The organism is Shewanella psychropiezotolerans (assembly GCF_007197555.1).
Lineage (GTDB): Bacteria > Pseudomonadota > Gammaproteobacteria > Enterobacterales > Shewanellaceae > Shewanella > Shewanella psychropiezotolerans.
On record NZ_CP041614.1, the window covers coordinates 900,781 to 914,368 of the forward strand.

Below are 13,588 nucleotides of genomic sequence, written 5' to 3' on the forward strand. Positions count from 1 at the left end.
GACTTGGGTGTATTTTTAATGTGGCTTGTTTTGTTATTAGGTCTATTTTTTAGCACCTCTACCGGCGTTTATATTCTATCCATTCACAACTATAGTGTGAGGCTTAATAAATTGATTTACTTAAATAAAGTTACTATTCTAGCTCTGCTGTCATTCATTTTACTCGGATGTGGGGGCCAAGAGACTGGATCGGATACAGATAACGGTGGTAATAAGCCAGCCGAGAGTATATCTATTGATACGCAGAGCACATTGGACTTTGTACCTGAAAGCGTCCTAACTTCGGTGGATTTAACCAGTAAAGTCAGATCCGATAGCGGACAAGATTTACATATAACAGATATTACACCGCTGTCAGATTACAATAACTGTGACTTTGTTGATGTGAGTGGACTTAAGTTTAGAATTGAAACTGAGGAAGCCCAAGTTTGCCGCTTCCGTTATACCGTTGAGCCTGCGAGTGGTGATTTTTCAGGTAGTCAGTCAGGTATCAGCCAAATTGTCGTCTCCGATGAAAGTACAGTATCTTCTCCCTTGCCTCCTATCAGCAAAACGGCGTATCAGTCAGAGGTGCTAGTTATTGATTTAACGTCTTATTTACCTGAAGGTTTTTCTCTTGATAATACCAGTATCGAGTTGGTTGGATATACTGACACAGGAGATGTTGGTGCTTTTGAATCTCAGGGGAATAGCATCACTTATACTGCTCCTGATGAGGCTTTAGGGGTCGTTACAATTTATTATTCAGCCATTAACGATCTAATGGATATTCTTCCTGGTGTCATTTATGTCACGATTAGTGACACAGCTAATACAGCCCCGATAGTCAGTATTAACGTGGCACTTGAGGATAAAATATTAGCCGACAGTCCGACTGATTCATTTACTATAAATATAGAAGATTATGTGTCCGACGCTGATGGAGATGAGCTACAACTGACCGAGGTTTTTACTAACGGTTTAGGCTGGGCGACTAATCTAACTCAATATACGTTTGAATATAATCCTAACCTAAGTGGCATGCAATATCTTACATACATAGTGACTGACGATCGTGGCGGTTATGGTATTGGCACCTTGAATTTTAAGGTTCGGTCATATGGGATTATTTTTGATGACGATCAAGATGTAACGTTTTATCCCACTTATACATTAGAGGAGGTTGCTAGTACCAATGGATCATTTAGTGGTACATACACCGAAAATGGAACACAAGGAGAGGCTGGTCAATATCCTATTTTTAATGAAGATTTGGCCGATGCTTACTGTGTAACCCGAGGACTGGTATTGCCAGCAATTTCTCAACTTCGGAGTTTATATACAGACCCATTAAGTAATAGCTCAGTTTTTACTAGTCAATACAAATGGCCCTCAGGCTCATCCTATATTGCAATCGATGGAATCTTTTCGTTATTTGATGGAGCTAGCAGTTTAACACAGGGGCAAGTGGGGTATGTATCGTGTATAGAGCAAGTCGAGTTGCCCAGCGACTATAATTTTAGTTCAAAGTACTTAGGCGCTGATTGGAATGAAAATAGCATAGTGTTAGCCTCTGCTGAGGTTAACGGGAACCATATTCCATTGCCTCCGAGTAAATATGAATTAGAGTATAAAGTTGTAGATACTAATCCGGCCAATCTAGCTGACCAAGTTATTGTTGAAGTACAAGAAAATAATATAATTGTTAAGCAAGCTTCTACTCGCGTATTTCAGGCTGTTTTAGAAATCACAGACCCCAATAATGTGCAGGGAAGTCTACAAGACACAACCACGTTAATTGTTGGGACTGGAGCGTGTCCTAATGGAGTCACTGTGAATGATACTCAATATTTAGGCTGTATCCCTGTATTGGATAATAACGAGACTAGTGAAAAATACACAGCAGCGGTAGCCGACCATATCCTGATTAACTTGGGGTATAAATTGGACCTATTTGGTGATGACATTCCTTATCTTACAACGTCAAATACAACTCCTGTTTACTCATATTACCGTACCGATATTTTAGGGCAATCAGAGTCAAGCATTAAACAATCCATAGGTCTATACGCACAAGACTACTGCGATATTCTTAATGCCGCTGAAGTGGGTGGGCGTGATAATTGGATATGGTATCAGCAAGGAGGCATATCAAATCCTCCTTCGCGTGAACAGTTTGAAAATCTAGAAGGTACATTAGCGGCAGAACTTACGCGCTGGATGAGTGATGCAACAGGGCTCAGTGTAGCAGACGTTGGTCAGGGCGTTTTTGTGTTCCAAGATAAAATTACACACCAATTGAATCAGGATGTAGATAACAATCGCATGAGATATCAATACAATCCACAAAACCCTTGGAAAGCTTGGCAATATATTACATGTTACTCTTCTGATTAAAATTGAAGTTATGCTTGAATACTGCGGTGATAAACTAGGGGAAGAACCAAAATAGGTAAGGCTGAGCGGCGTTAAAACCTGCATGTGGCAGCAGGAACAGTTACTCGAGCTGCTTGGATTGATTGTGGGATCTGACTAGCCTGAAATGCTAAATAATACCGATTGGTATAAAGAGTAAAAAAACCACCTCGAAAGGTGGTTTTTGCTTTTAATCTTCATGCTTTACAGCTTATGACTCGCAACTTCTAGCCTATTTAGCCGAGAAATCATTCTCGACTAGGGGCTGCTTGTTATCAGCTTGAGGAACATGGCACTGAGTACAATTGTAGTAGTGCTTGTTCAACTTGCTATCGGCAAGCAGGTGAGATGCATCGATCTCAGTAGCTTTCATGCGCTTAGCTTTCGCCGGGCTGTGGCAGTTCATACAGCTGTTTTTCTTGAGGTTGATCGGGTATTGCGCCTTATGGGGATCAAAGGAGGCTGATGCACAAACGTACGCTCGATTGACTTACCACGCTTGGGGTAAGTAGGCGCTACATCGGCGGCGCGCACTTCAGTGATCTCTGATTGCCCAAGAGAGGCGATATTAACAGGATCCGCTTGAGTGTCAGCTTGTTGTCCCGAGCATGCATTGAGCATAAATAGCATGGCGACGGCAGTAAGTAATTTTTTCATTTTATCTCCTAGGGGACGAGCAAGCGCCCGTCCTCTGTGTAGGTGCATGAATCTCTAGTGTTATTTAGAGTGATTCATCTCAATTAGACTTTCATCACCTTGACCGGGCACTTCTTGAAATCCGTCTCTTTAGAGAGGGGATCCGTGGCATCCAATAACAACTTGTTGACCAGCTGGCGAGCGTCGAAGAATGGCATAAATGCCACTCCTCTCGGCGGCTTGTTGCGGCCCTTAGTTTCTACACGAGTCTTGATCTCACCGCGAGGTGAGGCCACTAGGACTTCATCACCACGCTTAACCCCGCGCGCTTTTGCGTCTTCTGGATGAAGGAAGATCTGTGCATCCGGGTAGGCACGATGTAGCTCAGGGACACGAGCCGTCATAGAGCCAGTGTGCCAATGTTCAAGCACGCGACCGGTCGATAGCCAGAGATCGAATTCTTCGTTTGGTTCCTCTGCAGCAGGCTCATAGGGTAGGGCGAAGATCACCGCCTTACCGTCCGGCTTACCGTAGAAGTTGAAGCCTTCGCCGGCCTTAACATAAGGATCGCTACCTTCGACAAAGCGGCGCAGGGTTTCTTTGCCGTTGACCACAGGCCAACGTAAACCGCGAGTCTCGTGATAAGTATCGAAATCGGCTAAATCGTGGGCATGACCACGTCCAAACTGGGCGTACTCTTCGAATAAGCCTTTCTGTAAGTAGAAGCCAAATGCCTCAGATTCATCATTTAGCTCGGCCTTACAATCTGAAGTGGGGAACTTATTGACTTCACCGTTAGCAAAGAGCACGTCATAGAGTGTCTTATCTGCCAAGTCTGGTTGCTTAGCGATAAGTTCGCTTGGCCATACCTCAGAGACTTTGAAGCGCCTAGAAAACTCTACTAGCTGCCAAAGATCAGACTTAGCGCCTTCGGGTGGCTTCACTTGTTGATGCCACATATGAGTACGACGCTCGGCGTTACCGTAGGCGCCCTCTTTTTCTACCCACATGGCTGTGGGAAGAATAAGGTCGGCGGCCATGGCCGAGACCGTTGGGTATGGATCTGAAACTACGATGAAGTTTTCCGGGTTACGGAAACCAGGTAAGATCTCTTCATTGATGTTAGCGCCAGCCTGGACGTTATTAGTACACATGGTCCAGTAACAGTTCAGCTTGCCATCTTTGAGCATACGGCTCTGAAGTACGGCGTGATATCCCGGCTTAGGTGGAATCGTGCCTGCTGGAACCTGCCAGAGTTTTTCGGTGATGGCTCTGTGCTTAGGATTCTTAACCACCATGTCGGCAGGAAGGCGGTGAGAGAAAGTGCCTACTTCACGGGCGGTACCACAAGCCGATGGTTGACCCGTTAGCGAGAACGGACTGTTGCCAGGCGTTGCTATCTTGCCAGTCAAGAGGTGGATGTTGTAGAGCATGTTGTTGGCCCAGACGCCACGTGTGTGCTGGTTAATTCCCATGGTCCACAGGCTCATCACCTTGATAGAAGGGTCGGCGTACGCCTTGGCCATCTCTTCTAATTTTTCAGGCTCGACGCCACTCATCTTAGCGGTGTACTCGAGAGTATAAGTGCTAACGAACTTGGCATATTCATCGAAGCTGATAGGCGTCGATGAGCCCTTACCTGGATTCTTGGCTTTTTGCTCGAGCGGATGCTCGGGACGCAGTCCATAACCAATATCAGTCGTGCCAAGAACAAATTTAGTGTGCTTGCTGACGAATTCTTTATTCACCGCATCGTTTTCAATGATGTAGTTAGCTATGTAGTTCAGGATGACAAGATCAGTTTGTGGACGGAACACCATGGCATTATCGGCTAAGTCGAAGCTACGATTCTGAAATGTAGACAGTACATGCACACGACTGGTAGGGCTGCTCAGACGACGATCAGACAGACGAGCCCATAGGATTGGGTGCATCTCAGCCATATTCGCGCCCCACAACACGAAATGATCGGCAGCCTCTAAATCATCATAGCAGCCCATTGGCTCATCAATGCCAAAAGTACGCATGAAACCACCTACGGCCGATGCCATACAGTGACGTGCATTAGGATCTATGTTGTTGGTGAGGAAACCTGCCTTGTGTAGTTTAGAGGCGGCGTAGCCTTCCCATATCGTCCACTGGCCAGAGCCAAACATGCCCACAGCTGTAGGCCCTTTGGTCTTTAACGTGTGCTTCCACTTTTCAGCCATGGTATCTAAGGCGGTATCCCAGCTCACCGGAGTAAACTCACCTTCTTTGTCATACTTACCATCTGTCATACGCAGCAGCGGCGTGGTTAGACGATCCTTGCCATACATGATCTTCGATAGGAAGTAACCCTTGATACAGTTTAGGCCCTTGTTGACTGGGCTTTCTGGGTCACCTTGTGTGGCAACGACTTTGCCATTTTTGGTTCCGACCAAGACGCTACAACCCACACCACAAAAACGGCATGGTGCTTTATCCCACTTGATATCGTCCTTCTGCTCAGCGGCTTCGACTAACTTCACTGGCAGAGTGACACCAACGGCTGTTGCAGCGGCAACGGCGGCGTTGGCTTTCAGAAACTCGCGACGGCTAATGCTCATGGTGTTCCTCACTCTTTTTTCTATTGTTTAATTTGACGGTAATCTTTGATTAGATTTGATTTTTATTTGAATTCTAGGTTATCGACCTGGTGGTAGATAAGGCTGCTATTAAGCACGCCTTCTATGGCATTGATGGCTTCGACGTTGTCTAGAATAGATGTCTGGGTTTCACCCTCTAGGGTGATCACAAACTTGCCTTGCTCGGTAACGGCATGGATATCCGTGCCTGTGAGTGCATTGATTTGGGATTCAACCTGAGAAATGGCCTTAGGTGCGGCATGCACGACTAGGCTGGTAATATGGTATTCCTGACTCATCAGCTCGTTTACCTTCAATCAGAGAGAGACAGATAGCTGCGGGGATGGGTTTAGGAGAGCTAACTGTCAAAGTATTCTTCGAGTTTAGACCCCAAAATAATTGTGGGTATACCTAACAAGAGGTATTGGATCTGTTTATAGATCAAGATCATCTTTTTCGATGTGATCTAACTCCCAGTTTAATAAATAGGCACTTTATTGAGTGATCTCTTAATTATCAAAGCAGGGTAAGCCGATATACTTTAGTAAATACTTATTAAAACAACAGCTTGGTTAATGATAATCATTAACCTTTGGTTGTTGGTATTTGGAAGCGTAGATAGGGTTGGAGCAAGATCCGCACTCTGCCTATAAAAATCATGAGTTCGAGCTTTATTTTCAGCCTCTGCCGCTATCGTCACCTCCATTATCAATTTAGCCCATAATGTAGGCATGAAAGTCGTCGGTGAGGGGGGAAGACGGTTACGCACTAAGATATCTGCTCGAGTATGATTGTCTTTACCGTATCTCCAGCTTACAAATCGTCAGTGCTCATATCCCGTCAGCTCCATATAGCCTTCACCTCCATGGCTCCCCGAGACCATGACCGGCCCCTCCCAATAGCTGATACTTAAGGGCACTTTTGCATTGGGATTGAGCGCATCGGTGCGAATATCAATATTTTCAGAGGGTATCGAAATATTCCACGCAACAGGGTAGGAAACTGAGTCTATTTCATGCCAACTTGCTACCTGTAGGTGGATATCTTTGGAGGCTATATTACGACCGCTGCCATCGGCAAACATTCTGCGGCCGCTATAGAAGCTAGGTTTGTCCTGTCCTCTTAGCTGGAACAACATCAAAGTTGACCCTCCTTCTAACCTGAGGGCAAACCAGTCCCAGCCAGCCTGTGTCTTGTTGAGAAACTGCGAGCTCCACTCTCGGTCTAACCAGGCATCGCCACTGACCTCATGGTCTACTCCATCGATAGTCACCGAGCCTGAAACCTGGATAAAAGGTTGGCTGTAGTAATGGGAGGCTACAGAGGCGTCTGCGCTCTTAATGCTGTAACCATTTTCCCCCTGGAGCTGATAGGGGGCACTCGTTTTCAAAGTTAACTGATAGCTAAACTGTCCTGCGTCGACCTTAAGCTGGGCTGGGAACAAGTCTGCTCCCGTGCCGGTCCACTGCCAGTCATCTATTTTTATGGTGAGGGGATTGGTTGAGACATCGGCCAGTCTTGGATGGCGTCTCGACCATCTCTCTTCGGCAAGGTGTGAAGTTTCAGTGGTTATGGCCGCATGGGTCATAAAAACTTGATTGCAGGCCCAATTCGAATCAGAGAGCTTAGTTGGTGACGCTGCTTTTTCAGGCGACTCTTTTGGGGATAAGGCGACACGAAATTGGGTCCATTGCAGCCCTAGTTTTTCACCTTTTTGGGTTGTTAAATTCGCCGTGAGGTACCACCACTCCTGACGAAAATCATCGTGGGATAGATGATCTTCGGGAAAGCTTATCTTCCTATGCTTCTCTACGACCGTATAGCCTGCAGCATTATCGCCTAACAGGCTTGCCATAGGTGTAGATGTAAGTGTCGATGGCTTAGAGCAGGCCGTTAGCATGGTGATAGTCAGCGCACAGAATGTTAGCACTACTAGTATTTGTTTAGACATCATATAACCTCTCTCTGCAGGCTAGAGATCAGCGGTTGCATAGTCTGGTGCTTATAAAGCAGAAAGGCGACGGCTTGCAATAAGAATAAGGAAGTTTGCATGACTAGGATTGGCTTAGGCGTCATATAACTTCCCTCTGCAGGCTAGAGACCAGCGGACGTTTGGTCTGATGATACAAGGGTAAGGCCACGGCCAATAAGCTGGAGACCAGTGCCAGCAAGACCACCTGACCGTAGGCGAGCCAGTTCCATTCCATGGCGATACTCCAGCCGAAGGCTTGTAGGGTGATCTTATTGATCAGCAGATAACCTAAAATAGCACCCGTTGGCAGGGCGACCAGGCAGGTAAACAACACGATAATCAACATCTGACCGAAGACTAGTGTAGTGAGTTGACGGCGATTAACTCCCATGGTGTAGAGCCTGGCCATGGGGGCCATTCTCGCCTGAGTGAGCATGAAACAAGCGCTAAATAAGCCGATGGCCGCCACGAGCAGGGTCAAGGTATTTAATACCTGAGTGATAGAGAAGGTGCGCTTAAACATGATGATTGCCTGCTGCTTAATCTTCTTTTGGTTGAAAATCATGGCGTCGGGTATTGAGAATACCTGCTGTAATTCTTGTCGCAGTTTTTGCTGAAGCTCCTGTTTTAATTTGTCAGTGTCTCCCTTGACGTTAATGGCCAGGCTCAGCGGAGCCTCTGGAAATCCATTGGCTCGCCAAGTCTCGGGGGAGATGATGACCTCGCCATAGGGATTACCGTAATCGTAGAACACGCCGCCCACGGTAAAGCGATTATCTGGCAGAGCCTGTAAGTCTATGCTGTCACCTAATTTGAGATTTAACTTGATGGCGAGGGGCTCGCTGATCAGCACGAGTTTATTAGCAAAAAAAGCTGGCCACATATTCTCGAGCGTCTCTTTAAATACTGTGGTCTGGGCTAAGGACTGCTTATCTCGAGTGACGATATTGATCGGCAGCTTGTCTTGTTTACTGCTTAGGTACCACTGTTTATAGAGGGCATCCACATCCTGGTGTTGCTTCAGAAACGCTTCTACCTCGGCCATCTGATTCGATGCAGGCCTGATATAGATCTCGGCGTGGAGTCTGGCATCGAGCCAGTTTTTCAAGGTGCTCTCGAAGCTGCCCACTAAGGTGTTCATGGATATATTGGCTGTTAGCGCCAGTAAGATGGCCATCATGGCCAGCGACAGGGGGGCGATTAGCTCCTTGGTTTCGGCGATCTGATAATGTAATAAACCTTTAGGTGTCACCTTTAATAGCTGACTTACCATAAATGCCAGAGACCAAGGCAGGGTTAAGGGGATGGCGATAACCACTAGACCAAGCAGGAGCATGGTATAGCGATAGTCTTGGCTAAAAGGCAGTAATATCGCTGCCACTAATCCGAGTGTGATGGCTATTAATAATTGATATCGATAGATTTTATCGGCACTTTTTTGCTGAGTGAAGCGACCCGAATTCCCGGCCAGAGGCTGACGGATGAGCTGAATAAATAATGACGCTGAGGCTGCCAGGGCGGCTAGGAAAGTCAGCCCTATGGCCTGAAACAACCAGCTCCATTGCCAGTGACCCGGAAATATCTTAGCGCCATAAAGCTGCTCCAGCGTGACCGACACCATAGGTTGTAGCCAATGACTGAGCTGCAATCCCAGCATAAAACCTATGATAGAACCGACTATGACCAAGAGCAGAAGTTCGATGCACAGAGCCAACATCAAGGGGGCCTTGGCTATGCCTTGCTGCTGAAGCTGTGTTAGTAACCTTTGCCTCTTGAGTAAGCTATAGCGAACCCCGTTATAGGCGATAAATAGGCCGACCACGAAGGCCAATAGGCTCATGGCGGTCAGGTTAAGGTGAAAGCTCTCGGTGAGGGCGGTGAGGCCATCACCATGATCACTCTCAATTAACATGCCTCGATTTCCAATAAGCCGCTCTAAATGACTCTTGTAACTGCTGACGTCAGAGAAGAGAGCGATATAGCTGAGTTCATTGGGTCGTTTGAGTATGCGCTGGGCCAGAGAGATATCCATTAAGATATCCGAGCCCAAATTACTGGCATCATCTAAGGCTATAACACTTATTTTTACGCCTCCGAGTACCAAGTTACCGTCTTGGGAGATCTGCTCTGCCAATGATTTGCTGGTCAGTACTATGGGATCGCCGGATAAGATATCTCCCATGGGAATATTTAAAGAGAAAAGCCCGCCGCCAGCTTTAGCTCCATTATTTACTTGAGAAGCGGAGCCTGAGAAAGAGGTGAGGGCGGCCATAAGGTCGCTACCCTGAATGCGCCAACGTTTACCATTTGAGTCGCTGGCGACGCCTTGCAAGACTGGCAGGCTATTGTTGAAACCGTCGGCGCGCATGTCGAAGTATAGGTTCTCATCCAGACGTTTACTGCCAAGTGGCGGGGTGACAGACCATTTGGCTTGCTGACTCAGTAGCTCGGTGGCAGAGCTGTAGCTCTGAATGGCGTTTTCATTGGTGGTGCGAACCCCGATCAACAAGGTGACAGCCAGAATAATACCGATACTGATGGCAGCAGCCTGCAGGGGGGCTTGGCGATAATGGGCGAAGAAGACCTCAAGGCAAAGCCGGGTCATGCGGATGAGTTTGGTATTACTCATGGATCTGGCCATTATCCAGATGCCAGCGCCGCTGCATAAATTCGGCGCATTCCATGCTGTGGGTGACCATAATTATGCCGGTGTCTTGCTCTGCTGCCAGTTCACATAAGAGCTTCATCACTTCTAAACTGGCGACTTGATCTAAGTTGCCGGTGGGTTCATCGGCTAACAGGAGTTTGGGTTTATGGGCCAATGCCCGGGCGATGGCGACTCGCTGCTGTTGACCTCCGGATAAGGTTTCGACATGGCGCTTGAGTAATGGCCTTAGACCTAAGCTATCGATCAGGTGATCGCACCAATTATTCCAATCTAATCCATTGAGTCTGAGTGGGAATGCAATGTTATCTTCGACATTCAGCGGGGTCAGCAAATTAAATTGTTGAAAGACCACACCTAAATAAACCTGCCTGAAATGACTCCAGTGATTGTCGTTCCATCTTGTGGTGTTCTCGGCCAGCAGGCTAAGGGTGCCTGCATCGGGGCGTTCAAATCCGGCGATCAGATTAAGCAAGGTGCTCTTGCCACTCCCGCTGGCACCAGTGAGCGCAATGGTGTCACCTTGGGTGAGCAGCAAGTCGAGTCGGTCGAGGACCTTATGACCGACTCCACCATCGATAAACTCTTTGCTGCTCCCTTGCAGTTGAACTATCTGTTCTGTCATAAGGCTCCATTCGCCAAGGCTAGTCCATTGTGGGTCAAAACTATGGGTCAATAGTTTTGACCCACTTAGCATACCGAATCATACATCATTTTTAGCTAAGGTCTGCAGACCTTTACAGGGCCAAGATGGCTGCACTAATCATTAGTCTACCTTAGAGGTAACAGGCTGGGTACAAAGTATAATTTGAATTACTGATATTAATCGGTAAGCTGTCCACTGCACAAATTTTGAGTCGTTTACTCGTCATTGTTTTAGCCAGTGTTAAAGGGGGCCCTTGTCTTGATGGATATCACTATCACCCATGCAATCTTGTTACTCGTGACAGGTTTTTTCGCGGGTATCATCAATACCCTCGCCGGTGGAGGCTCAAACTTGACGTTGCCAGCCTTGATGATGATGGGCATGCCTGCGGAAGTCGCCAACGCGACCAACCGAGTCGGCGTCTTGATGCAGTCGATAGTCGCCGTATTTGGCTTTAAGAAACATGGCAAGCTAGACACAGACGATAAAGTGCCCATCCTTATTCCCACCGTTATCGGTGGCTTATTAGGGGCTGCGGGAGCGGCCTACGCGCCTACTGAGTGGATAAAGCCTCTGCTGTTGGGCACCATGCTGCTGATGGCACTGGTGATTCTAGTCAAACCTTCCATGATAGCGCCGGAATACGGCGCATCGGTGAATAAGGTGTCTCAGACACCGAGCTCCTGGTGGTGGCTGGGTGTCGCAGGTTTCTATGGTGGCTTCGTTCAGGCCGGAGTTGGCTTTGTGCTGCTGGCGGCATTGGCGGGGTCGCTGAGATATGATCTGGTTCGTGCCAACGCGCTCAAAATGCTCTGCACTCTCGTTTTTACCTCTGTGGCTTTAGTGCTGTTTATGATTGAGGGCCTGATCCAATGGCTCCCCGGAGTGATACTCGCCTTCGGCACCATGTTTGGGGCTCATTTAGCCGTTAAAATGGCCATCAAGGCTAGGCCTGAGGCTATGAAGTGGTTCCTGTTTATTATGACGCTGGTGGGTTGTATAGCAGCTTATTTTAGTTAGCAATGAACGCTAACTTTTTGTTCTTTTTTGACTTGTTACACATTCATTTTCTGTCTTTCTGGCAATGCTTTTAGCCGGAATCCAGCTCTTTATTTTTTTAAAGTTAGTTTTGGAATATACGGCCTTACGGCCAAGGTAAGTCGTGGGTCTCCATTCCCCCATTCCTTGGTAAAGAGTAGGGCAAGGAGGACTGCTAGCTGAAGTGAATGGTCTTGTATGTTCCAGACATACATAAGACATTTCCTATCTGACCCACAAGGACGTGGGGAATGCCTGAGTGATATCTGGAGTATCGCAGGCCCTATAGGTCAGATTCACAAATGCCGTGGTGGCATGGATGCCAAAGAACGGCCAATCCACCGAGTCTTAACCATCATCCTTGATGGTTACACGGCATTTTCATTTACGTATTTCGGCATATAAGTCCATTTACAAGGTCAGTTCAGTATCCATACTTCTCGCTCATAAGCTCATGGCTACGCCATATTCACCTTCCTACTGGGAATAATTGTAACCCCAAGCTTGTTTGATGATGGACAATGTACACAAGAAGAAGTGACGGCTAGAGCCGAACTCTTGGCGAGGCGGCGTCAGTACCCTGAAGCCTTGGCGAAGAATTTTTAACTTACAGATGTGCTTAATACCAATCGGTATAAAAGTGTGGTCACTCAGCGAGAGTTTAGCGCTTCAGAGGCAAGGCAACGAGTGAGGAACATAGTTATTCTACGTTTAAGCTCGTTAACGCCGTATCGGAAGTGCTAAAACTCGCCTTTCAGGAGTGTTTTTGGCAGCCTACTTCTGTGTTGAATGAGTTCGAAAGGGATCACCATTCCCTCACTCACCCGCCTTGAATTATGCAGCCAAAAATAACTCTGAGTTGGCCACTTTCTTATACCGGTTGGTATAACTATCAGCTGCCGGATACCTGTCTAATTCTCTCTGCCGGGACGCGTAACTGCTGCATCAGATAAATTTTGAAATCGGCTTCGTAAGGCTGATTTTCTACGGCTTGTTGCATGCAGTACAACCAAGCTTCACTTTCTTTATGGCCCACCGACAGATGTTTATGAGCGGCCGGGATATTGATGGATCCGTAATGCTCAGAATACAGTTTAGGGCCGCCAAGCCAGCCGGAAAGGAAGTATGCGAGTTTCTGACGAGAATCAGTAAGGTCACCAGGATGCATATCCCGGATCTTCTTTGACGAGGAGAATTCATCCATATTCTGGTAAAACTCATCAACCAAGCGAGTCAGACCTGCTAAGCCACCCGCCATTTGGTAGGAGTTGTCGCCAACCCCAAACTCACCATTTTTTGATTTCATAATTATTATCTAAACCTAGTTTGAACGTAGCGCCAATAGAGTTTTGTTTCTTTATATGGCGATAAGACTATCACGGTTAGCTTGTTTGAAGTGTGGGGCCTAGCGGCAGAGAAGGGATTCCAAACTCAGTTTGGATTAAGGTCGTGGAATTCCATTCCCCCACTCTTGGTAAGAGGTAGGGCAAGGAGGACTGCTCGTCCAAAGCCTCCTTGATTCTCTGTAAACCAAAGTACCAGACGCCCTAGCGAAGTTGTTACCCTACGTTTGTTTTTGAAAATACTTAACGCTTCCGATGGGGCGTCCAAGCCCCCCGAAAGCTAAACTG

General features: G+C 47.0%; 9 protein-coding genes and 2 pseudogenes. 4 read left to right on the top strand and 7 right to left on the bottom strand.

Features of this window, described 5'->3' with window-relative positions:
* Positions 1 to 18: 18 nt before the first annotated feature.
* Positions 19 to 2,376, top strand: a complete 2,358-nt coding sequence (locus FM037_RS03995; protein ID WP_144044941.1) for an Ig-like domain-containing protein — start codon at positions 19 to 21, stop codon at positions 2,374 to 2,376.
* A gap of 55 nt (positions 2,377 to 2,431) precedes the next feature.
* Positions 2,432 to 2,515 (top strand): annotated as a pseudogene (locus FM037_RS29110) (fluoroquinolone resistance protein); the annotation flags it as partial.
* Between the two features lie 111 nt (positions 2,516 to 2,626).
* Here FM037_RS29110 and FM037_RS04005 read toward each other — a convergent pair.
* The 6 genes and pseudogenes from FM037_RS04005 to FM037_RS04030 form a co-directional block, all read right to left on the bottom strand.
* Positions 2,627 to 3,051 (bottom strand): annotated as a pseudogene (locus FM037_RS04005) (nitrate reductase cytochrome c-type subunit).
* A gap of 83 nt (positions 3,052 to 3,134) precedes the next feature.
* Complete coding sequence (gene napA / locus FM037_RS04010) at positions 3,135 to 5,618, bottom strand: nitrate reductase catalytic subunit NapA (protein ID WP_144044942.1); 2,484 nt, start codon at positions 5,616 to 5,618, stop codon at positions 3,135 to 3,137.
* 62 nt (positions 5,619 to 5,680) lie between these two features.
* Positions 5,681 to 5,935, bottom strand: a complete 255-nt coding sequence (locus tag FM037_RS04015) for a chaperone NapD (protein WP_144044943.1) — start codon at positions 5,933 to 5,935, stop codon at positions 5,681 to 5,683.
* A gap of 524 nt (positions 5,936 to 6,459) precedes the next feature.
* Positions 6,460 to 7,590 carry a lipocalin-like domain-containing protein gene (locus FM037_RS04020; protein ID WP_144044944.1) on the bottom strand — a complete coding sequence of 377 codons (1,131 nt, stop codon included), beginning with the start codon at positions 7,588 to 7,590 and terminating at the stop codon, positions 6,460 to 6,462.
* A gap of 118 nt (positions 7,591 to 7,708) precedes the next feature.
* The gene (locus FM037_RS04025) at positions 7,709 to 10,237 is read right to left on the bottom strand and encodes an FtsX-like permease family protein (protein ID WP_229381078.1); all 2,529 of its coding nucleotides are present in this window, start codon (positions 10,235 to 10,237) and stop codon (positions 7,709 to 7,711) included.
* Positions 10,230 to 10,898: an ABC transporter ATP-binding protein gene (locus FM037_RS04030; protein ID WP_144044946.1), complete on the bottom strand. Its 669-nt coding sequence runs from the start codon at positions 10,896 to 10,898 to the stop codon at positions 10,230 to 10,232. Before FM037_RS04030 ends, FM037_RS04025 begins: the two co-directional genes overlap by 8 nt.
* A 282-nt stretch (positions 10,899 to 11,180) precedes the next feature.
* Here FM037_RS04030 and FM037_RS04035 point away from each other — a divergent pair, with 282 nt between their 5' ends.
* Together FM037_RS04035 and FM037_RS04040 are read left to right on the top strand one after the other, a co-directional pair.
* Complete coding sequence (locus FM037_RS04035) at positions 11,181 to 11,939, top strand: sulfite exporter TauE/SafE family protein (protein WP_144044947.1); 759 nt, start codon at positions 11,181 to 11,183, stop codon at positions 11,937 to 11,939.
* 216 nt (positions 11,940 to 12,155) lie between these two features.
* Positions 12,156 to 12,362, top strand: a complete 207-nt coding sequence (locus tag FM037_RS04040) for a hypothetical protein (RefSeq protein WP_144044948.1) — start codon at positions 12,156 to 12,158, stop codon at positions 12,360 to 12,362.
* Positions 12,363 to 12,849: 487 nt separating this feature from the next.
* Here FM037_RS04040 and FM037_RS04050 read toward each other — a convergent pair whose 3' ends face one another.
* Positions 12,850 to 13,263 carry a group II truncated hemoglobin gene (locus tag FM037_RS04050; protein ID WP_144044949.1) on the bottom strand — a complete coding sequence of 138 codons (414 nt, stop codon included), beginning with the start codon at positions 13,261 to 13,263 and terminating at the stop codon, positions 12,850 to 12,852.
* Positions 13,264 to 13,588 lie beyond the last annotated feature (325 nt).